The organism is Vibrio sp. A2-1, assembly GCF_021728355.1.
Lineage (GTDB): Bacteria > Pseudomonadota > Gammaproteobacteria > Enterobacterales > Vibrionaceae > Vibrio > Vibrio splendidus_K.
In genome coordinates this window covers 268,682-291,080 of record NZ_JAKKCO010000002.1, presented here as the reverse complement: position 1 = coordinate 291,080, position 22,399 = coordinate 268,682, and the positions used below count along the sequence as shown (strand labels likewise).

Here is a 22,399-nt window from a genome sequence, read left to right as displayed (position 1 = left end):
TTGAGCTTATTACTGTATAGGGAATTTAAGAAAAGACGTACGGAAGCTGAAGTTGAGTCATAACTCAACAAATTGAATTGAAGGGAAGCTGATGCTTCCCTTTTTCGTTTCTCTGTCTCTCGTTTCTTTAGTCAATGGACGATAGAAAAACAGTTGATACATCGCTAATGAAAATCTCGAGATTTGGTGTTCAAGCCAACAATTTCATCAGTTATATCGATAAGTTTCCCCGCAATCACATGCACGACTTCGCCTTCCTTCTCTAAGACTCCTTGTACCTTTAAAGCCTTAGCTGTGAGGTAAGCTTGCTGTTGCGCGCGGGCGGTGGCTCCCCAGACCACAACATTAATATTACCTGTGTCATCTTCCAATGTGACAAAGGTGACACCAGCTGCGGTGCCGGGTGACTGTTTACCCGTGACTAATCCAACAACGGTGACCATGGATTTGTGTCTTTGTTGTATTAAGTCCTTCATGTGTGTGAATCGACCTAATCGATTGGCTTCTTCGAGCAAAGTGATTGGGTGTTTGTTTAATGAAATCCCGACACTGGTGAAATCTTCGAGTAGATCTTGCATCTCACTGGGTTGATGCAATGAGAGCTCGCCATTATCATCTTCTGCATAGTCATCGACTTGGTTAAACAAAGGTAGATCAGAGGCTGAGTCCATCATTGCCCAACGCGTCTGAAAACGATCTCCGGAGACATTATTCAGCGCATTTGCGGAGGCCAGTAGTTCGATATCTTTTTTATTCATCGATAACTGTTTCACCTGGCTAGGGTGGCGATAACCGGATTGTGGGCGATTGGCGAGCACACTTTGAATTCCATGCTCGCTGAATCCTTTGATTTGTCGTAGCCCTAAGCGAATCGCTAAACCATTCTGATGTTCAACGACTATGTGGTTGTCTTGTGAGGCATTCACACATACTGGAAGAATCGCCACATTGTGTCGTTGTGCGTCCTGTACCAACTGCGATGGGCTATAGAAACCCATGGGTTGGCTATTGAGCAAAGAAGCGTAGAAACATTCTGGGTAATAGCATTTTAACCAAGCGGAGCAATACGCTAATACTGCAAACGAAGCGGAGTGGCTTTCAGGAAAACCGTACTCGCCAAAGCCGCATATCTGTTTAAAGATCTGCTCAGCAAACTCTGTCTCATAGCCGCGTTTTTGCATTCCCTCGATAAGTTTGTTTTTAAACTTAAAGACGTTGCCATTTTTCTTCCAAGCGGCCATTGCGCGTCTGAGTTGATCCGCTTCTCCGCCTGTGAACCCTGCAGCCACCATAGCGAGTTTAATCACTTGCTCTTGGAAGATAGGTACACCTAAGGTGCGCGACAGTACCGACTCCACATCTTTAGATGGATAACTGATTGGCTCAATGCCATCTCGACGTTTTAGAAACGGATGCACCATATCGCCTTGAATAGGCCCTGGACGTACGATAGCGATTTGAATCACCAAGTCGTAATAAGTCCTCGGTTTAAGCCTTGGTAGCATGCTCATTTGCGCTCGTGACTCAATTTGGAATATCCCGACCGTGTCTGCCCGTTGAATCACGCCGTAAACCTGAGGATCGTCTTTGAGGCGTGTGATCTCTGCGATCGTTAGCGAGCGACCATGAATGCGTTTGATTAGGTCAAAACATTTACGAATCGCAGAGAGCATACCCAGTGCAAGCACATCGACTTTAAGCAGTCCCAAGGTTTCTAGATCATCCTTATCCCATTGAATTATGGTTCGTTCGTGCATCGCGGCATTCTCGACAGGAACCAGTTCATACAAAGGCCCAGAAGAGATCACAAAGCCACCGACGTGCTGAGATAAATGGCGTGGAAAGCCGATGATCTCATTCACCAAGTGGATAAACTGTTGCCCCTTCAACGAATCAGGTTGTAGCCCCAATTGAGTGAGCTGAGCCTGCCAGCCTAGGCTTTTGTCCCTGCGATTGGTGTTTTTAATTAAGTAATCAAGTTGAGTTTCTTGTAGTCCCAATGCTTTACCGACATCTCTAACCGCACTTTTAAAGCGATAAGAGATGACCGTTGCAGCAAGTGCAGCCCGTTCTCTACCGTATTTTTGATAGATGTATTGGATGACTTCTTCACGGCGTTCATGTTCAAAGTCGACATCAATATCGGGCGGCTCATCGCGCTCTTTACTGATGAAGCGTTCAAATAGCACTGAGATCTGTCTTGGATCGACAGAGGTGATTTCTAGGCAGTAACAGACCACGGAATTAGCCGCAGAACCTCGACCTTGGTAAAGAATTCCTTGGCTTTTGGCAAACATCACGATGTCATGAATGGTGAGAAAGAAGAAAGGGTAGTCGAGATCATCAATCAATCCGAGTTCTTTATCTATGATTTGTTGAATGTTGCTAGGCACACCTTGTGGGAAGCGATCTTGTTTCCCTCTCTCGACCAACATGCGCAGATAACTCATGGGCGTCTCACCTTGAGGAATCAGTTCACTAGGATATTCGTAGCGCAAGCTGTCTAAATCAAATTCGCACAGCTCAGAGATTCGGTTGCTCTCTTCTAGCCACTCTGCTTTGAAAATACGTGAGAGCTTATTGATGCTTCGTAAACAGCGCTCGGCATTTGCCAGTAAGTGACTGCCCACTTCAGTAATGGGACGTTGATACTTGATCGCAGTGAGTGAATGCTGCAAGGGTAAGCGATTAGCGTTGTGCATCAGCACGCCACCACAGGCAGTAATAGGAAGGTGATGATGTTGTGACAGCTCAACGCAGTAATCTGTGTACTGCTGGTCGGTTTGCTTTAGGTGTCGTTGTAAGCCGATCCAAAGCCGACCTGAATGGTGCTGGGATAGCCATTGCCCCCAGTACGCGTCTTCATTTTTCTGTTGAGGGAGCCAAACAATGAAGCAGTGCTTAGCCGACATGATATCCCACTCAGAGAGTTGATAATGTCCTTTACTGCTACGACGTCTCGCATTGGTAATGATACGGCACAGCTCCGCATAGGCTTGTCTGTTTGGACATAACAATACCACTTGGCACTCTTCATTTAACCAAAACATGCTCCCGACAATTTGTTTGAGCGACAGTTTATGTTGCTTGATTGCTGAGTGAACCTTAACGATGCCCGCCACCGAGCACTCATCAGTAACCGCGAGCGCTTTGTAACGTAAGAAGTCGGCCTGTAAAACAAGCTCCTCTCCGTGTGAAGCTCCTTCAAGGAAGGAGTAATTACTTTGGCAAAATAGCTCTGAGTATTGCTGAGACATAATGTAATCTCACTTAACCACTGCGAGTGAATATGATTGAAAAAGGATGTTGAAATTCAATAAGTAGAACGGACGAGCTAACGAAGTTTCTTACTTTCTTACAGACTAGCTTTCTTACTGACTTACTTTCCTACAAGCTAGCTAAATAAGCCGTGCAAAAACCACTGCTTATCTGGCGTTCTAAAGATCCATAGCCATCGGCCGTTTTCACTATGAGCAATAAAGTAGTCACGAATGATTTTTTCTCCGTCCCACCATCCAGAAACAATGCGCTCAGGGCCTTGAGATAAGGTGACACTCTCGGTTAAGACTTCGGGCTCAGGCAGTAGAATACTCGGTCTCAATCGCTGTTGGCTGACGTTGGAAGCTGTCATAGTTTGTTGCGCGATATCTTGGGAAACTTGTTTCTTTTTTTCCGTATTCCCCAGTGTTGGTAGTGAATATTGGTTGGCTTTTTCTGGCCTAGGATCGTGCAGTATTTTCGGTGTTTGAATGCAGGCTTGCCCTAATTTAGCTTGCAGTAATGAGATCAAATCTAACGCGGCAAGTGTTCCTGTATTGCCATCAAAAAGATCATGGTAGGCGACTTGCGGTTCGCCATGACGAATCAAGGATAGAGTCAGCCCCTGAACCGGTGCCGTGATCTTCAGCGATTCTAAGGTTAGATGAGTCAGATTCGCCCACTTTTCAGCAAGGTAATCGCCTTGTGCCGAATAAAAAGAGACAGGGTGGTCGTCTTTATCCCTTAGGTGCAAAGTCAGCGTTAACTCGAAAGCAACTCGGTCGCGTAGCTTCAAAAAACACTCGAGTTGATTTAATAATTTCAGTAACGGTTTTTCGATAAACAGGATGTTTTCAATATCAAACAATAGCTCGAGATATTGCTGAAAATTCTCCGGTGGATGGTAGAAATCAATCGGGTGCTTGAACTGTCCGTTAAGGCGGCCAACATAATTCACCAAATCGATATCAAAGCGACGTGCGACCTCTTGCAAAGGCAGTTTCAATAGGTCATCCACTAAGTTAATGCCGACGCGGTTCAGACGCTCCACTTGCTTAGTTGGCAACTCACTAGAACTCAATGCTTGTTGATTGACCCATGCTTTCATTTGCTCAACATTATTAGTGACTTGGTTGATGGATTGCTTGCCCAAAAGGATCGCAGAAAGTGGTGAGTAACCCGTCGCGAAGCTGAACTGGATATTGAGCGTTTCTAAGTGGCTTTTGAGCTCATGCCAGTAGTTATCTAACCCATCGTAAAGTGACAGCATATTAGAAGCTTTAATCAACAAACTATTCGGTGGTAGTAAAGCCATGTCAGAAGTGACCAAATACGCCCATTGAGCGATCTCTTTGAGCTTACTTTTTTCTAGCTCAATACTGTAAGGGTGGACGTGTAAGTTATGGCAAAGCGCCGCCGCAGACCCTAGCCCCATACCAAGTGAAATTCCCGATTGCAGCGCAGCTTGGTTAGCTTGCAGCACACGGTGATCTTTTTCATCCACGATGATAATAGGTTGTTCGTGTGACTCTTCATTAGAGTGAACTTTCTCGGAGTTAGATAGCTCAGAATTAAACAAGGTATCCAACTGCAGAGATGGAAAGTGCAGATAAAGCCACAACATACGCTAGCCTTGTTTCGCAATAGGAAAAGCCAGCACGGTGTTATTTGATAAAGCACTATGTGAACTGTCTTGAAGGGTGATTTTTTCAGTGAGTAACGGCCAATTTTGGCTCATGTCTAGAATAAAGCAGCCATACGACCAACTGCCTTTTCTTTTTGTGACCTCAACCTTTAACCCTTGGGCGTGAGAAGATAGCTTCATGCTTAGAGAAACGGGTAGGGATAACTGATTATGGCTGGTGGCCTTAAAGTGAAATTGCAGACACTTACCGGTTTCGCTTGCTGCTTGCAGGCGCTTGGTTTGGTGTATCTCTAGATCGGCTCCCCATAGCAATACCGAGTGACAGGCGCCGCTTTTAAGGCATTGCTCAGCTGCCCACAATGCATCGAGATCGCGCTGAGGTTGGATAACGAGGATGTTCTCTAGTTCAATACCTTGGCTGCTAAAAAACTCAGCACAGATCTTCCCCGGTGGGTTAATGAAGATGGCCAATTGTTGTGAGTTTTGTTGAGCTAAATAGGGTGTAAGCAGGCGAAGTTCACCGATCCCTTGTTGCGATTCAACCTCAATAACACCATGCGTCGGAAAGCCACCATCAAGCTGTTTATCCAATTGAGAATAGCCTGTTGAAGTAGTACTTCCTTGCGTTGTTGATTGTAACCCTGTCCAGATTAGCTGGCGGTCTTGTAAGTTTTTTATTAGTTCATGCATAATTAAATACCTGTATATTTACACAGTATATTTAACAATGGAAAAGATGCAAAGAAAAATGACGAAAATCAGATGAACTAAATATTAGATGGTTGATTTAGATACAAAAAAAGCCGCTATGGAAGCGGCTTCTTACTGTTGGCTAATGATATCAGTTACTTAGGTTGAGCATCGATGCACTGGCCATTAATGTCTTTCACACTTGGGTTCATTAAGTGTAGGTACAGCGGGATGATGTCGAGTGGCGTTTTCAGCTTGTTCGCATCTTCACCTGGGTACGCTTTTGCACGCATGCGTGTTTGAGTGCCGCCAGGATTGATCGCGTTTACACGGATGTTGGTGTCTTCAAGTTCGTCCGCTAGGATTTGCATCATGCCTTCGGTAGCAAACTTAGAAATCGCGTAAGTGCCCCAGAACGCACGGCCAGAGTGACCAACCGTTGAAGAAGTAAAGACAATACGACCCGCTTCCGCTTTCTTAATGACAGGCAGTAATGCTTGAGTCATTAGAAATTCAGCTTTAACGTTGATTTGCATAACGCCATCAAACGTTTCTTCATCGATTTGATCAAATGGACTTAACGTGCCAAGCACACCTGCGTTATGCAGTAGGCCGTCTAAACGACCGAACTGTGATTCAATGGTTTCAGCCATATCAATGTAGTTCTGCTTTGTTGCTCCTTTGAGGTCTAGCGGAATGATCGCAGCCTGAGGGTAACCAGCACTTTCGATTTCATCGTAAATGAATTCAAGGTTTTTAACATTGCGGCCTAACAGAATGACAGTTGCACCATGTTGAGCGAAGCTTAGTGCGGCTTGGCGACCAATGCCAGCACCGGCACCTGTAACCAAAATTACTTTATCTTTGAGGGCATCTGTAGAGATTGGGTAATCCACTGTGCTTATCCTTCTTTCTTTTATTATGTTCGTCATTCCATTGGTGTTTAATCACACAGATAAACGCAGGAATGATGAGAAATTCTTGGTAATCGTGACAAGATGGTTACAATACACTAATTCATACAATAGGGGATATGACATTGGAATTTTTGTTGGACTACGGCTTGTTTTTAGCCAAGATTGCGACCGTTGTAATCGCCATCATTGCAATTTTAGTGATTGCTAAATCGGTGGGTGGAAAATCAAGCGCGATTAAAGGTGAGCTGGAAATCACGAACCTATCTGAACACCACAAACAAACGATTGAACAACTAGAGCACCATTTGCATGATGATGCTTTCATCAAAGCCCGTGATAAAGCAGAAAAGAAAGCGGAAAAAGAAAAAGTAAAATCACGTGGCAAAGAAGTGAAAAAAGCAGCGAAAGAGGGTGAGCTTGATAGCAAGCGTGAACCACATCTATTCGTTCTTGATTTTAACGGCAGCATTGATGCGAAAGAAGTGGCTTCATTACGTGAAGAGGTAACGGCGGTTCTGTCTGTGGCTCGTGAAGGCGATGAAGTATTGCTTAAACTTGAGTCTGGCGGTGGCATGGTTCACGGCTATGGTTTGGCATCTTCTCAACTTGATCGTATCAAAGCAGCAGGCCTGCCTCTGACTATCTCGGTAGACAAAGTAGCCGCGAGTGGTGGTTACATGATGGCATGTATCGCGGACAAAATTGTATCTGCACCTTTTGCTATTGTTGGCTCTATTGGTGTTATTGCTCAACTGCCAAACTTCAATAAATTGCTTAAAAAGCATGACATTGAGTTCGAACAGCTAACGGCGGGTGAGTACAAACGCACGCTTACTATGTTTGGTGAGAACAGCGATAAAGCACGCGAGAAGTTTAAAGAAGAGCTCGAAGAGACACATGGTCTATTCAAAGACTTCATCCGCGACCACCGCCCGGCGTTAGATCTTGAAAAAGTAGCAACCGGTGAACACTGGTTTGGTACACAAGCACATGAGCTTGGGCTGGTGGATGAGATCAGCACTTCTGATGATTTAGTCGTAGCGGCATGTAAGGACAAAACGGTTCTAGCGATTCACTACGTACAGAAGAAAAAGCTGTCAGACAAACTAGCGGGCGTGGCAGGTAAATCTGCAGACAGCGTGCTGATGAAGCTGATTGAACGCGGCCAAAAGCCGATTGTTTAAGCTTATTTAGCTTTAGCTTTAGCTTTAGCTCTAGTATCTAGGTTTAGTGCCTTGCGTCTATTGAAGACGTTTAAGCCTTAAAAAGAAAGCGCATAAGTCATCAGACTTATGCGCTTTTTTATTGCTCCACTTCCGAGCGGGTTTAACCACTATGTTGTAGGGGGAGCGGAGTCTTATACCAACCACTTACTTCCTGTGGCTGGTATTAAATCTTTGCTCCATAATCATTGCGCTTTGGACAAGTGGTCAGAATTTCTCTATGACCAGTATCTTTGACCTCCTCCAAAATTACATCAAAGCCCCATAAACGATAGAGATGTTTCATCACTTCGTCGTAGCCTTTATCAAGCGGGATACGGCCGTGAGGCACATACTGCAGTGTCATCGAGCGATCACCACGAACATCGACGTTAAACACCTGAATATTCGGTTCAAGGTTACTTAGATTGTATTGAGCCGCAAGCTTTTCACGAATCAAGCGATAGCCTGGGTCATCGTGAATAGCACTTATCTCAATGGTGTTTTTGCGGTCGTCGTCGAGCACAGAGAACAGTTTAAAGTCTCGAATGATCTTTGGTGAAAGATATTGGCTGATAAAGCTTTCATCTTTGAAATTGTGCATGGCAAAGTGCACCGCTTCTAGCCAATCACTTCCGGCTAACTCAGGGAACCACTCTTTGTCTTCATCGGTTGGTTCTTCACAGATACGTCGGATGTCTCTAAACATCGCAAAGCCAAGCGCATAAGGGTTTATCCCGCTGAAATAAGGGCTGTTGTAGGCGGGTTGTGCGACCACGCTGGTGTGGCTGTGTAGGAACTCTAAGATGAATTTGTCACTCACCAAACCTTCGTCGTAAAGGTGGTTAAGAATGGTGTAGTGCCAAAAGGTTGCCCAGCCTTCATTCATTACTTGAGTTTGCTTTTGAGGGTAGAAGTATTGGCTCACCTTGCGAACAATGCGAACACACTCACGCTGCCAAGGTTCAAGTAGTGGTGCGTTCTTCTCGATAAAGTAGAGAATGTTTTCTTGAGGTTCGCTAGGAAAGCGGATTTTGGTCTCTTTTTCCTTGTCTTGATTTTTAGGCACAGTTCTCCACAGCTCATTGACTTGAGATTGCAGATACGCTTCACGTTCTTCTTGCCTTGCTGTCTCTTCAGCTATGGAAATCTTCTCAGGGCGTTTGTATCTGTCTACGCCGTAATTCATGAGGGCATGACAAGAGTCGAGAAGCTGCTCGACTTCGGCAACACCGTATTTTTCTTCACAATCGGTAATGTATTTTTTAGCGAATAGTAGGTAGTCGATGATGGAACTGGCATCGGTCCAGGTTTGGAATAGGTAGTTGCCCTTAAAGAAAGAGTTATGGCCGTAACAAGCATGAGCCATTACGAGCGCCTGCATCGTGACCGTGTTCTCTTCCATCAGATATGCGATACAAGGATCTGAATTGATCACGATTTCGTACGCTAACCCCATCTGGCCATGCTTGTAGTTTTGCTCGGTTTGAATGAATTTTTTGCCAAATGACCAGTGATTGTAATTGATCGGCATACCGATGCTCGAGTATGCATCCATCATCTGCTCAGAAGTAATCACTTCAATTTGGTTCTGGTAAGTATCTAAACGGTAATGCTGGGCCACACGCTTAATTTCTACGTGATATTGTTCCAATAGGTTGAATGTCCAATCTGGACCATCAGGCAGCATCTTGTCGTTTCTCTTCTGTGTCGCTTTGTCTTTTTCTGCAACGTTTGATTTCGCTGTCATGGCAAGCCCCCTTACGCTGTCTCTTTCTGGAACAGTTCTCTAAACACAGGAAAAATATCATCCACCGTTTTAATGTTCTTCATGGCGAAGTTATCGAAGCTCGCTTCTAGCTTCTCGTACTCATGCCAAAGTGTTTGGTGTGAACGGCGCGTAATCTCGATGTAAGAGTAATATTGGCAAGTCGGTAATAGCGTATTGACTAGCAGCTCTTTACAGCGAGGGGAGTCATCAGCCCAATTATCTCCATCAGAAGCTTGTGCAGCGTAGATATTCCATTCGTTCGCAGGATAACGGTCTGCGACAATCTCTTTCATTAACTTCAGTGCACTGGAAACGATGGTGCCACCAGTTTCTTGTGAGTAGAAAAACTCATGTTCATCGACTTCTTTAGCCTGAGTATGGTGACGAATAAACACCACATCGACGTTTTCATAAGTGCGATTCAAGAACAGGTAGAGCAACACATAAAAGCGCTTAGCGATGTCTTTCGTGGCTTGGTCCATTGAACCAGATACATCCATTAGGCAGAACATAACGGCTTGGCTAGATGGAATAGGGCGCTTCTCGTAGTTTTTAAAACGCAGGTCGAAGGTGTCAATAAATGGCACGCTTTCAATTTTTTTACGTAACTCGGCAATCTCTTCTTTTAAACGACTTTCTTCAAAGGGTTGTGCCGGTTCTGTCATTTTAACTTGGTCAAGTTGCTCCATCAGTAGGTTAAGCTCGCGCTTTTTACCTGCTGTCATTGCGGTTCTACGAGCCAGAGATTGCTGCAGTGAACGAACGATAGCAATGTTGGAAGGAATCCCCGCGCTTTGATAACCAGAGCGATGTGTCTTCCATTCGGTGATTTTGTTGACCTGATTCTTCTCTAGATTAGGAAGAGCTAAATCTTCAAAGAGAATATCAAGATATTCATCTTTTGAAATTTGGAATGTAAATTCATCTTGGCCTTCGCCATCAGGGCTTGCGTCACCCTGGCCTGCGCCGCCACCTTGACCGCCACCTTTAGGACGTTCAATTTTATCGCCCGTGATGAACTGGTCATTACCTGGGTGAACGCGTTCTCTTACGCCGCCTTGACCTTGGTGAAAGCTTGGCTCTTTGATGTCTTTATGGGGAATAGTGACGTCTTCACCGGTTTCAGTATTGGTGATTGAGCGTCGGTTGACTGCATCGGCCACAGATTCTTTGATTTGCTCTTTATGACGTCGTAAGAAACGCTGTCTATTCACAGCACTCTTATTCTTGCCATTGAGCCTCCGATCGATAAATTGTGCCATAAGAACTCCCTCTCAGCTGATGTCGCGATCCTACTTTTTATTATGTACGAGCTGCTCACTTGAGCAGCTCAGTACAGTTTGGTTATGAGGATTTACGAACTCTTAGGTACCACTCGGATAGCAGTCTAACTTGTTTCTCGGTATAGCCTTTTTCCATCATACGAGCAACGAAGTCGTCGTGTTTTTTCTGATCATCCGTTGAGGTCTTAGCATTGAACGAAATAACAGGAAGTAGCTCTTCTGTGTTGGAGAACATTTTCTTCTCAATCACAGTGCGCAGTTTCTCGTAGCTTGTCCAAACTGGGTTTTGACCGTTATTGTTGGCTTTGGCACGAAGCACAAAGTTCACAATCTCATTTCGGAAGTCTTTAGGATTACTGATACCGGCTGTTTTCTCGATTTTCTCTAGTTCACCATTCAGAGAAGCACGGTCAAATAGCTGGCCTGTTTCTGGATCGCGGTACTCTTGGTCTTGAATCCAGAAGTCTGCGTAGGTGACATAGCGGTCGAAGATATTCTGACCGTACTCAGAGTAAGACTCTAGGTAAGCGGTCTGAATTTCTTTACCAATGAACTCTACGTAACGTGGTACTAAGTATCCTTTCAAGAACTCAAGGTACTTCTCAGCGGTTTCTTGAGGGAACTGTTCACGTTCGATTTGTTGTTCAATCACGTAGAACAAGTGAACCGGGTTTGCCGCCACTTCGGCTTGGTCGAAGTTGAACACTCGAGACAGAATCTTAAAGGCGAAACGCGTTGATAGCCCAGACATTCCTTCGTCAACGCCAGCATAATCTCGGTACTCTTGGTAGCTCTTCGCTTTTGGATCGGTGTCTTTTAGAGTCTCACCATCGTAAACCCGCATTTTTGAGAACAGAGAAGAGTTTTCGGGCTCTTTCAGTCTAGATAAGATACTGAATTGCGATAGCAGATCGAGTGTGCTTGGCGAACAAGGGGCTTTGGATAGCTCACTGTGCTCAAGCAGTTTTTGGTAGATCTTAACTTCTTCAGAGACGCGTAGACAGTAAGGAACTTTTACAATGTACACACGGTCGAGGAAGGCTTCGTTGTTTTTGTTGTTACGGAAGGTCTGCCACTCAGATTCATTTGAGTGAGCCAGAATCATACCGTCAAATGGCAGTGCAGAAAGCCCTTCGGTACCGTTGAAGTTACCTTCTTGCGTTGCCGTTAAGAGTGGGTGTAAGACTTTGATTGGCGCCTTGAACATCTCTACGAATTCCATCACACCCTGGTTGGCTTTACACAGCGCACCAGAGTAGCTGTAGGCATCGGGATCATCTTGAGAGAAGTGCTCAAGTTTACGAATATCGACTTTACCAACCAGAGACGAAATATCTTGGTTGTTTTCATCACCAGGCTCTGTCTTCGCGATCGCAACTTGGTCGAGAATCGAAGGGCGTAGTTTGATGACTTTGAATCTAGATATATCACCACCGAAATCATGGAGGCGTTTTGCCGCCCAAGGTGACATGATAGAGCGTATGTAGCGCTTCTCTATTCCGTACTCTTGTTTCAAAAGATCGCCATCTTCGTTTACGTCGAATAGACAGAAGGGGTGATCATTTACAGGGCTTCGCTCACCGTCAGCAGACAGCACATAGATTGGCAGTTTTTGCATCAGTGCTTTTAGCTTTTCAGCAAGGGATGATTTACCACCACCCACAGGGCCAAGTAGGTAAAGGATCTGTTTACGTTCTTCTAAGCCTTGTGCTGCGTGTTTTAGGTAAGAAACAATCTGTTCAATCGCATCTTCCATGCCATAGAAATCTTTAAATTCGCTATAGCGCGATATGACACGGTTCGAGAAAATACGACTTAGATGGGGGTCTTGAGCGGTGTCTATAACCTCCGGTTCGCCGATGGCCAGTAGTAAGCGCTCAGCAGCGTTAGCGTAAGCACTTTTATCGTCTTTACACAGCCCTAAGAACTCTTGCAATGTGAGCTCTTCTTCCTTGGCTGCTTCATAACGTGATTGATAGTGGTCAAAAATACTCATAGTCACATTCCCCTTGTTAACCAGTCAAAACTGATGAGCGATTGAAAAATAGGCTCTCCCTACATTTTAAGATTAGACCCGCTTCCACAATTTTGCTTAACAATTATGTATTTATTTACAATTTTGCGTGTGAAAAACGTAGCGAGCGCAATAGGCAACTTGAGGCGTGTAGAATCCAATTATTTTACATTCGAGAGGATCTAGCCGTTTGTTTTGTGATTTTAGGTCGCTTAATAATACTCACACTATATTTATGTGTATTAGATGTATAACTGAGCTCTATTGATTTACTGGAATGAAGTACCATATAATGCGCGTCGTTATCAAAAATTGCTCAATAAATAGGTAGATGTAGTGAAGAATAATGGGTTTAAGATAGTGGCTATCAGTGCTGCGTTACTGGCTTCGACAGCAACACATGCAAAAATCTCACAGTGGTCACTGGGCGTCGCCGCTTCTTATTCTCCGGCAGTCTATAAAGATACACCGTCAAACCGTGCTGTGATCCCTATGATTGGTTATGAAGGTGAGCACTTTTTCATGCGTGGATTCAGTGCAGGTTATCGCTTACTTCCTGCTGGCTCACCACAGAATATTGTGTTTCGAGCGGTTTATGATTCTAGAACATTAAAGCCGGGTGATTCTGATAACGTTGATATTCAAAAGTTAGATGAGCGTAAAGCATCAGTATTAGGTGGTATTAGCTACCAAGTGATCACCTTGGTGGGGATGTTTGAAGCGACAGCTGGTTCGGACTTAGGCTTTAGACACAATGGTATTTATGCGGAAGCAGCTTGGCGTTTGCCGATTCGTCGCAATGGTTGGGCGATTACACCCTCTATTGGTTATGCCTATAACAGTGAACGTTTGAATAATCACCTGTATGGGGTGAGCTCAGCAGAAGCGGCGAGAACCAATTTAAATGAATTCGATGCAGACTGGGACGGTCAGTACTTTATTGGTTTAGGCGGTTACTTGCATGTGACGCCAAATATCCGGGTCACTGGTGGCGTTCGTTATACCAACCTTGAAGGTGATATTGAGAACAGCCCAATACTTGAAAGTGGCATTAACATGGCCGCAAACGTCGGTGTTGCTTACGTCTTCTAGTTGTTTTGGTTTTTCTCTCTAAATGCGGACATTAAAAAAGGGTTACTCAAGATGAGTAACCCTTTTTATTTATGCGAAGTACCGACCGATTATTACAGTAATCAAATCAAGGAAAGACATGACATGGCTAGATTTAGCTCCCATCAATGATTTTCCTATAAATCAATTCACAACCAAACTCTTCACCTGTTGGATTAGTTACCGTTAATCGTTAGATTTTCAATAAGTAAGTCGGTTTCAACTACTTTCTTCAGGTTGTCTTTTTGCATAATGATATTGCCATAATCAACATCGATACCATGCAAACCGTCAACGCTCACTGAGCTTGATGGGCGTGCTTCACACCTTAAAACGTGAAACCGGCTTGTAGGCCTAGAGTGCCGTCGCTGCCTAGGTTTAGACCGCCTGAGCTGAAGTCGTACCAATCGAAACCAACACGCGCCATAAACTTCGAGTTACCAAACATTGGTTGCGTTGACTTAAATTCAGCACCGATGCCGTAAGTTGCGCCCCATTCGCTATTTGAATGTTTATTATTCACGGACCAATCTTTGTTAGTAATTGTTGATCTAACATTTACGTTTGAGTAAGCAAGACCAACTTTTCCGTAGATAGCAAAAGACTCATCGAAACTATATTTATACATTGGAGCTAAAGACATTTTGAAATGTTTCAAATTGCCTTTGTACTTAGTCAGGTCGCCGTTTACGTCTGAAGTAACATCGCTGTTGTCTGAGTCGATGTAATTCATGGTTGATTCTAGATAAAATTTTGTATCAAGAACTTGTGAACCAACAGTGAATTGTGCGCCTGTGTCATCTTCGTTAATGCCAACGCCACCAAGTACGTACATTTCGTTAGCTGCGAAAGCTGAAGTAGACATGATAGCTAGTGATGCAAGGATGAACTTTCTCATTTTTTTTTATCGCTCTGATTAATAAATTTCGGGGGCATTCTAACGATTTCTCCAAAATAAAAAACACTGTTCGAAAGGCGAAAGTGGTATTTAATTTGTATTAATGTTTCAGAATGTAATAAATAAAGAGAGAGCGTCTGCTTTTTAGAGATATTTAGTTTTATATTCGAAGGATGATTGTCTAGATAAGTGTAATTAACCAGCAAGCGTTCGTTGTTCGCTAGCTTATCTTTATGATTTTACTTACATTTCCTGTATTTAAAGCATGCTTTATATCCATGTAGCTTCATAAATCGCGTTCTTTTTGTTTGTGAGCATTCACTAGCTCCACACTTACACAACCTCATGATTTCCTTTTGGGCACAAAAAAGCCCACTCCTGAAAGTGGACTATCTGCATGTGACACCAAATGTTCGAGGAACCGATGGTGTTCGATATACCAACCTTGACGGTGATATTGAGAACAGCCCAATACTTGAAAGTGGCATTAACATGGCCGAAAACGTCGGTGTTGCTTACGTCTTCTAGTTATTTTGGTCTGTCTGTTTATATACGAAAATTAAAAAAGGGTTACTCACGATGAGTAACCCTTTTTTGAAACTTTTTAGAAGTTAGAGCTGATCAATCAATGTATTAAGCACTAAAGATTTGAGATAGCTCTGTCGCACATAGGTGGTACTGACGAGGGCAATTACGCCATGTTGTTAGCATGCGACGGTACTTCTCTAGCATTGGCATTTGGCTATTGAAGTGGTGATCTGCTTTGTCGAATTGAGGGTAAAGACCTTCAGAATCAACAAGGAAACGCACGTAATGTACGCTCTGAGCTTCAGAAGCGATATCAAAGCCTAGGAACTGTAGGCGACGTTGGTCTACTTCAGCACGTTCTTGTTCTGCAAGCATTTTGTTCGACTCTTGCATGGCATGGTACATCTCCATGATGTCGATAACTTCGCGACATTCGGCTTCAGTCAAACAGCCAAATTCTTTATTAAGTTCACGCATTTGAAGTTCGTAACCGCGCTCTACAACCGTTTGTAGACGTTGGTATTTAGCGGAGTTCTCAGGATCCATTTGAGACATTAGGTAGTATTGATTTGATAGAATTAGACGCTGAGCATTGGTCATTTCCATGGGAGGAGCCTCACTAAAAAACTAAATGTTATATTCTTTTGTTGCAGTAAGAGTAACAGCATTCCTACGCGTGGAAACATGATCTCAACACGGATTTAATATGATTTTTTGAATTGATAAACAAAAGTTGTAAAGAAAAGTGAAAGGATAGTTTGAGCCACAAAAGAAAACGCCCCAATCGAAATTGAGGCGTTTAAAAACACTATGAACGTAAAAGTCTAGATTAGTATTTTACGTTTGAATGGTACTGGCTTAGAACAGCAACAATCTCGTCCATTTTCTCTTTGCTTGGCGGATTTGTACCTTCAAGAGGGTAGTCATAGCCAAGCGCTTCCCACTTATGAGCACCAAGCTTGTGGTATGGGAGCAGTTCTACTTTCTCGATGTTATCCATGTCTTTGATGAATTCACCAAGAAGATGAGCATCCTCAGGCGTATCCGTGTAGCCTGGAACAATCACGTAACGAATCCACGTCGTCTTACCGATTTTGTGCAAGTAGCGTGCAAAATCCAGAGTACGTCTGTTTGATACTCCAATGAAATCGTGGTGTATCTCATCTCGCATATGTTTAAGATCCAGCATCACTAGATCAGAGGCCTCTAGTACTTCATCGACCACTTCAGTGTGCTTACGAATGTAGCCATTAGTATCAAGGCAAGTGTGAATGCCTTCAGCTTGCGCCGCTTGGAAAAAGTCACGAACAAACTCAGGTTGTAGCATCGCTTCGCCACCAGAGCAGGTGATACCACCACCAGAGGCTTTCATGAAATGACGGTATGATTTTGCTTCATTGATGATCTCTTCGACCGTTACTTCCTTTCCGTCATGAAGATCCCATGTATCGCGGTTATGGCAGTACATACAACGCATTAAGCAGCCTTGAAGGAACACAATGAAGCGGATACCAGGGCCATCGACAGTACCACAAGATTCGAATGAGTGAATGCGACCAGTTGTAGACATGAGCTATTCTCGTAGAGGAATTTATACCGTGTATTTTATTACAAAAACGGTACATAAAATAGGGTCAAATGGTAACGAGGTCTTTAAAAATAAAGGCAATCACCGGTGAAGATGATTGCCTGTATTAAACTTGAAAAGTAAAGGACGAAAGCTTTTACTAATGGCTAGAAGAAAGCAAACATGGTGATACCACCAGTGGTATAAACCGACTCTTTTGCTTCTTCGTAATCAGGGGTTTTTGCAGTTAGCGCGAAAGATGCACCAACGTATTGGTTATACCATGCCACACCAAGCACAGCAGTAGCTTGAATGTTTTCTAAAGTGACATCGTATTGTTCTGGATTCGGCCAATTATCTTCGATTTCAGAACGATCGCCTTCGATAGTCAGGTCGTTGAATCGGTAACGACCTTCAAGGCCTGCATAGGTAAACCAACCGCTGTTTGATGCGCCGATCATGCCCGGTTTGAAAGGGTTTTCCGTGGTGATGTTAGCCGCGCCAAAGTTGCCGCCCAAGTCGGTACCCCAACGGAACATGAAGCCCGTTTGGATATCACTTCTAAAGTTGCCCACATTAATTTCTGAAATGTTAGAGATCTCGAAGTCTGTATTTGCTAGTGCTTGATTACGCATTAGGTTGAAATGGCTTAAGTAACCAACGCTCCCCGCCCACTCATCGTCAACCTGATATTCCCAACCCATAGGCTCATCTGATTTTGTGATCGAGTGAACCAACTTTTGAGCATCTTCAGACAGTGCACGTTCGCCTGTTGTACCGAAGGTAATGTTAAAACGTTGGGCTTGTTGTGGGTTCAAACTGATGTAGTTGAATTCTGTATGTAGGTAACCTGCGTATGGGCGGTCATTAGCCGATGGCGTTTCTAACTCAATATCAGAAGGCGTATACATCTTGTGGCCAATGGTGATTTCCCATTTATCTAGAGAGCTTGCGCCCCAGTAAGAGAGACTCAATGGTTTCACCCAATTGTATGGCGTAATACTTGACGATGTGTAACCCAGAAATAAGCCGTTGGTATAGTCTTGGTCGACACCAAAAATACCATCATTATCTAAAGCGAAAGTTAGCGTAGAACGCTCAGATGCTAAAGATGAAAAAGAGAGAAGGAGCAGGGGTAAACAACGCAGGTATTTCATGGAGCAGTTACTCTTAAATTATGAACCAAGATAGTACCGTAATTAGAGTTTAGGTGTGAAAAAAAAGTGAATAGATGACGGGTTTTTTGCTCAATCTGACGTTTCGTATAGTGAAGACGAAATAATAAATTTCTGAATGATATAAAAAAGCCCCGCACATTGGCGGGGCTAATATCATTTTACTTATCTATTTAGCGTGAGCTTATAGAGACTCAGTAAATGTACGTGCGATTACGTCAGCTTGCTGCTCTGTAGTCAGAGAGTTGAAGCGTACAGCGTAACCAGAAACACGGATTGTTAGCTGAGGGTATTTCTCTGGGTGCTTAACTGCGTCTTCAAGAGTTTCGCGGTTAAGAACGTTAACGTTAAGGTGTTGACCACCTTCAATGCCAGCTTCGTGGTGGAAGTAACCATCCATTAGGCCTGCAAGGTTAGCACGTTGGCTGTCTTGTTCTTTACCTAGTGCGTTTGGCACGATAGAGAACGTGTAAGAGATACCATCTTGTGCGTCAGCAAACGGTAGTTTACCTACAGACGTTAGTGAAGCTACAGCACCTTTCTCATCACGACCGTGCATTGGGTTAGCACCAGGAGCGAAAGGAGCGCCAGCACGACGACCGTCTGGAGTGTTACCTGTCTTCTTACCGTATACCACGTTAGACGTGATAGTAAGAACTGACTGTGTAGGGATTGAATCACGGTAAGTCTTAAGCTTACGGATCTTGTTCATGAACGTAGAAACTAGTTCACAAGCAATGTCATCTACACGAGAGTCGTTGTTACCGTATTTAGGGTAATCGCCTTCGATTTCGAAGTCAGTTGCAATGCCATCTTCGTCGCGGATTGGTTTAACAGTCGCGAATTTGATTGCAGACAGTGAGTCAGCAGCAACAGACAGACCAGCGATACCACAAGCCATAGTACGACGAACGTCACGGTCATGAAGAGCCATTAGAGACGCTTCGTAGCTGTACTTGTCGTGCATGAAGTGAATGCTGTTTAGAGCTGTCACGTATTGCTTAGCTAACCAATCCATGAATGTGTCTAGGCGACCCATTACGTCATCGTAGTTAAGTACTTCGTCAGTGATCTTGTCGCCAACTGGGCCAACTTGCATTTTAAGCTTCTCATCAACGCCGCCGTTGATTGCGTAAAGCATAGTTTTTGCAAGGTTAGCACGAGCGCCGAAGAACTGCATTTGCTTACCAACGATCATTGGTGATACACAACAAGCGATTGCGTAATCATCAGAACCAAGATCAGGACGCATTAGGTCATCATTTTCGTACTGGATAGAAGAAGTATCGATAGATACCTTCGCACAGAAACGCTTGAAGCCGTCAGGCAGTTGCTCTGACCAAAGAACCGTGATGTTTGGCTCTGGAGAAGGACCCATAGTGTATAGAGAGTTAAGGAAACGGAAGTTCGAACGCGTTACTAGCGTACGACCATCAACACCCATACCACCCATAGACTCTGTAGCCCAGATTGGGTCGCCAGAGAATAGCTCATCGTACTCAGGAGTACGTAGGAAACGAACCATACGCAGCTTCATTACGAAGTGGTCGATCATCTCTTGTGCTTGGTCTTCTGTGATTTTGCCAGCAGCGATATCACGCTCGATGTAGATGTCTAGGAAAGTCGAAGTACGACCTAGAGACATTGCAGCACCGTTTTGAGACTTAACAGCAGCTAGGTAGCCGAAGTAAGTCCACTGGATAGCTTCTTGAGCAGTTTGAGCTGGCTCAGAGATATCGAAACCGTATTTCTCAGCCATTTGCTTGATTTGACCTAGAGCACGATGTTGCTCAGAGATCTCTTCACGCAATTGCATTGTTGCAGAAAGATCTTCGCCGTTCTCGAAACGCTCTTGTAGAGATGCGAATTGAGCCGCTTTGTCTTTCATTAGGAAGTTGATACCGTATAGTGCAACACGACGGTAGTCACCAATGATACGACCACGGCCGTAAGCATCAGGAAGACCAGTCAGAACACCAGACTTACGACATTTTAGGATATCAGGAGTGTAGATATCGAAAACGCCAGCATTGTGTGTTTTGCGGTATTCTGAGTAGATTTTTGAAACCATTGGGTCAAGAGTTTCACCGTATGCTTTACAAGAACCTTCAACCATACGTACACCACCGTTAGGGATGATTGCACGTTTTAGTGGCTTCTCAGTTTGTAGACCAACGATAGTCTCAAGATCTTTCTCAATGTAACCTGCATCGTGAGCAGTAATGGTAGAGATAACAGAAGTATCGAAATCTACAGGTGCTTTAGTTGCGTTTTCCTGTTTGATACCTTCCATTACCGAAGACCAAAGCTTGTTAGTTGCTTCAGTACCCTCAGAAACTAGGAAAGACTCGTCGCCTTCATACGGCGTGTAGTTCTTTTGAATGAAATCACGAACGTTTACTTCGCTTTGCCACTCACCTGCAGCAAAATCTTCCCAAGCTTTAGCAAATTGCTCTGCCATGACATACCTACCTTTTTAGTAGAAAAAATACGTACATTAACACTGTTGAGCCAGCGCCCCTCGTAAGGGTAGTACACTCTTATTAATAACAATATATATGAGCATATTCGCATCATATGGTTATATATATTGTCACTACCTTTTATATGTTGTCTTTACTCTATGTATTCAAGACTACGCTAAAAAATTTCTGTAAACCTTAAACTAAATCAATAAATGCCAAAAAAAGTTGAAAAAAAATGGGTGGCAGGGGTTGCCACCCAAACTTTTTTTTAATCCCAATACTACTTTTGTGTAGTTAGAACCATTATAGCCAAGCTTTTAGGCCATATTGACTTTCTAGCATACCAACTGCAAGCATTGCGACTAAACAGATAACTAAAACGCCAACTGGGATAACAATCTTGTCTACAAATGATAGACGCTTCGCACGCTCTTTATCACCAATTAGACCGTTATTATCTAGAAGCATGGTCAGCGCCCATGCTAATACTGGGTTAACAACCGCAGAACCGAAGATACAGATACCAGCTGCTTGAGAATCTTTTGAATCCTTAACCATTTGCATACCCGCTTCAAGTAGAGGCAGAGATACACCTACAAGCAGTGCAACACGCATCACTGGTGGCCATACAGCTACGTCCATTGGGAAACCAAGAATCGCAACAATAATACATAGAGAACCAAGCAATATTGCGCCGCCAGGAATCGGACGTTTCGCGATTGCTGCTGGGATCATGTAAGTACCCCAAGAAGATGTGATGTTACCACCACCAACTGCAGTACCTACCATTTGGCGAACTGAACACATAGTCATTGTGTCATCAACATCCATAAGTACTTTTTCAGAACGTTTAGGGTAGTTCAGTTCTTGGAAGATACGGTGACCTAGGAAATCTGGCGACCACATTGCTACGGCAAGAATTGCGAATGGTAAAGAAGCAATGAAGTGTTCAACGTTTGGCAAGCCAAGCATCCAACCTTCAGAAGTAGAACCCCACCAGTAAACTGGGTTTAGGTTTGGAATGCCCATTTCAGTTTCGAATACGATATCGAAACCAGCACCTAGTGCTAATGCAATAGCAAGGCCTGTGAATGCACAAACTGGGATAGCCAACCAACGCTTGTTCACTTTTGCTAAGAAAGCGTAGATAGCAATCGTAATAGCAAGAACGATTAAACCAACGTAGCCCATGCTGCCCGCTTCAACAGTAGAAGATTGAAGACCAACCGCCCATGCTTGAATCGAGTTAATTTGGCTCATGGTGCCTGTTAGGCCTAAGAAAATGAGTAAGCCGCCAGCGGTACCTTCCGAAGTCAGGTTAACCAGCTTGGAGCCGCCTTTTAGGAAACTTAGGATTAGACCGAAGACACCGATAAGGATTGCCAATGCAAGAGGGTGAGCACCAGCGAGAGCGATGGTACCAATAAGAGGGATCATTGGGCCGTGGTTACCGGCAAGGTTTGCTTTAGGGTTGAAGAAACCAGAAGCAAGAATACAGAACAGCAGTGCAGGAATAAGCATTTCTACACGAGCAACTTCAATTGCGAAGTCTTTACCTAGGTTTACGTGATCCCAAGCTTGAGTTAGGCCATCAGCCCAAGACATCATTACTGCTGAGTACATCGCGATGATACCGATGGTACCAGCAAGTGCAGGAACAAGATCTTCAAGTTCAAAACGGAAATCACGGCCTGGAAGGTTTAAACCGAAGCGGCGAGGCTTCATGATTTGAAGTTCGTGATCTAGATAATCTGAGCGGCTCTCAAATTCCGAAGAAGGGCGGTGTAGCTCTTTATAGCTTTTCTCTTCTACTTCAGAGTTCGCATTATTCACAACGTCTGACATAGATTCCTCATATTTTTATGTTAGTAATTCT

15 protein-coding genes and 1 pseudogene are annotated in these 22,399 nt (G+C 43.9%); 3 read left to right on the top strand and 13 right to left on the bottom strand.

What is annotated here, in order from left to right; translation table 11 throughout:
• Window positions 1-164: 164 nt before the first annotated feature.
• From L3V33_RS08930 to L3V33_RS08915, 4 genes are all read right to left on the bottom strand, one after another.
• Entirely contained in the window at window positions 165-3,257 is a 3,093-nt protein-coding gene (locus tag L3V33_RS08930; RefSeq protein ID WP_237290267.1) for an error-prone DNA polymerase, read from the bottom strand.
• Between the two features lie 137 nt (window positions 3,258-3,394).
• The gene (locus L3V33_RS08925) at window positions 3,395-4,882 is read right to left on the bottom strand and encodes a DNA polymerase Y family protein (protein WP_237290266.1); all 1,488 of its coding nucleotides are present in this window, start codon (window positions 4,880-4,882) and stop codon (window positions 3,395-3,397) included.
• A 3-nt stretch (window positions 4,883-4,885) separates the two neighbouring features.
• On the bottom strand, window positions 4,886-5,593 hold the full coding sequence (gene imuA, locus L3V33_RS08920) for a translesion DNA synthesis-associated protein ImuA (protein WP_237290265.1): 708 nt from the start codon (window positions 5,591-5,593) through the stop codon (window positions 4,886-4,888).
• Between the two features lie 155 nt (window positions 5,594-5,748).
• A complete protein-coding gene (locus tag L3V33_RS08915) occupies window positions 5,749-6,489 on the bottom strand; it encodes a YciK family oxidoreductase (RefSeq protein ID WP_146455933.1) in 741 nt (246 codons plus the stop codon).
• A 137-nt stretch (window positions 6,490-6,626) separates the two neighbouring features.
• On the opposite strand from L3V33_RS08915, the gene sohB reads away from it, so the two are divergent.
• Window positions 6,627-7,694, top strand: coding sequence for a protease SohB (gene sohB, locus L3V33_RS08910; RefSeq protein WP_171327816.1), 1,068 nt, complete (start codon window positions 6,627-6,629; stop codon window positions 7,692-7,694).
• A 205-nt stretch (window positions 7,695-7,899) separates the two neighbouring features.
• On the opposite strand, the gene L3V33_RS08905 is transcribed toward sohB, so the two are convergent.
• From L3V33_RS08905 to L3V33_RS08895, 3 genes are all read right to left on the bottom strand, one after another.
• A complete protein-coding gene (locus L3V33_RS08905) occupies window positions 7,900-9,462 on the bottom strand; it encodes a SpoVR family protein (RefSeq protein WP_146455931.1) in 1,563 nt (520 codons plus the stop codon).
• Window positions 9,463-9,473: 11 nt separating this feature from the next.
• Window positions 9,474-10,745 (bottom strand): YeaH/YhbH family protein, encoded by a 1,272-nt coding sequence (locus tag L3V33_RS08900; RefSeq protein ID WP_102512516.1) that lies wholly within the window; start codon window positions 10,743-10,745, stop codon window positions 9,474-9,476.
• Window positions 10,746-10,827: 82 nt separating this feature from the next.
• On the bottom strand, window positions 10,828-12,762 hold the full coding sequence (locus tag L3V33_RS08895; protein ID WP_004736581.1) for a PrkA family serine protein kinase: 1,935 nt from the start codon (window positions 12,760-12,762) through the stop codon (window positions 10,828-10,830).
• 354 nt (window positions 12,763-13,116) lie between these two features.
• Between L3V33_RS08895 and L3V33_RS08890 the strand changes: the two genes are divergently transcribed.
• Window positions 13,117-13,872, top strand: a complete 756-nt coding sequence (locus L3V33_RS08890; protein WP_017111073.1) for a MipA/OmpV family protein — start codon at window positions 13,117-13,119, stop codon at window positions 13,870-13,872.
• Between the two features lie 346 nt (window positions 13,873-14,218).
• Here L3V33_RS08890 and L3V33_RS08885 read toward each other — a convergent pair whose 3' ends face one another.
• Window positions 14,219-14,788 (bottom strand): outer membrane beta-barrel protein, encoded by a 570-nt coding sequence (locus L3V33_RS08885; protein ID WP_237290264.1) that lies wholly within the window; start codon window positions 14,786-14,788, stop codon window positions 14,219-14,221.
• Between the two features lie 390 nt (window positions 14,789-15,178).
• On the opposite strand from L3V33_RS08885, the pseudogene L3V33_RS08880 reads away from it, so the two are divergent.
• Window positions 15,179-15,316, top strand: a pseudogene (locus L3V33_RS08880) (MipA/OmpV family protein); the annotation flags it as partial.
• Between the two features lie 105 nt (window positions 15,317-15,421).
• Here the strand turns inward: L3V33_RS08880 and L3V33_RS08875 are convergent.
• From L3V33_RS08875 to L3V33_RS08855, 5 genes are all read right to left on the bottom strand, one after another.
• Entirely contained in the window at window positions 15,422-15,922 is a 501-nt protein-coding gene (locus tag L3V33_RS08875; protein WP_004736527.1) for a YfbU family protein, read from the bottom strand.
• 223 nt (window positions 15,923-16,145) lie between these two features.
• Window positions 16,146-16,886 (bottom strand): pyruvate formate lyase 1-activating protein, encoded by a 741-nt coding sequence (pflA, locus tag L3V33_RS08870; protein WP_171327812.1) that lies wholly within the window; start codon window positions 16,884-16,886, stop codon window positions 16,146-16,148.
• Window positions 16,887-17,050: 164 nt separating this feature from the next.
• Window positions 17,051-18,040 carry a lipid A deacylase LpxR family protein gene (locus L3V33_RS08865; protein ID WP_171327810.1) on the bottom strand — a complete coding sequence of 330 codons (990 nt, stop codon included), beginning with the start codon at window positions 18,038-18,040 and terminating at the stop codon, window positions 17,051-17,053.
• Window positions 18,041-18,242: 202 nt separating this feature from the next.
• Window positions 18,243-20,519 carry a formate C-acetyltransferase gene (gene pflB, locus L3V33_RS08860; RefSeq protein WP_004736530.1) on the bottom strand — a complete coding sequence of 759 codons (2,277 nt, stop codon included), beginning with the start codon at window positions 20,517-20,519 and terminating at the stop codon, window positions 18,243-18,245.
• 307 nt (window positions 20,520-20,826) lie between these two features.
• Window positions 20,827-22,368, bottom strand: a complete 1,542-nt coding sequence (locus tag L3V33_RS08855) for a DUF3360 family protein (protein ID WP_017083998.1) — start codon at window positions 22,366-22,368, stop codon at window positions 20,827-20,829.
• Window positions 22,369-22,399: the final 31 nt, after the last annotated feature.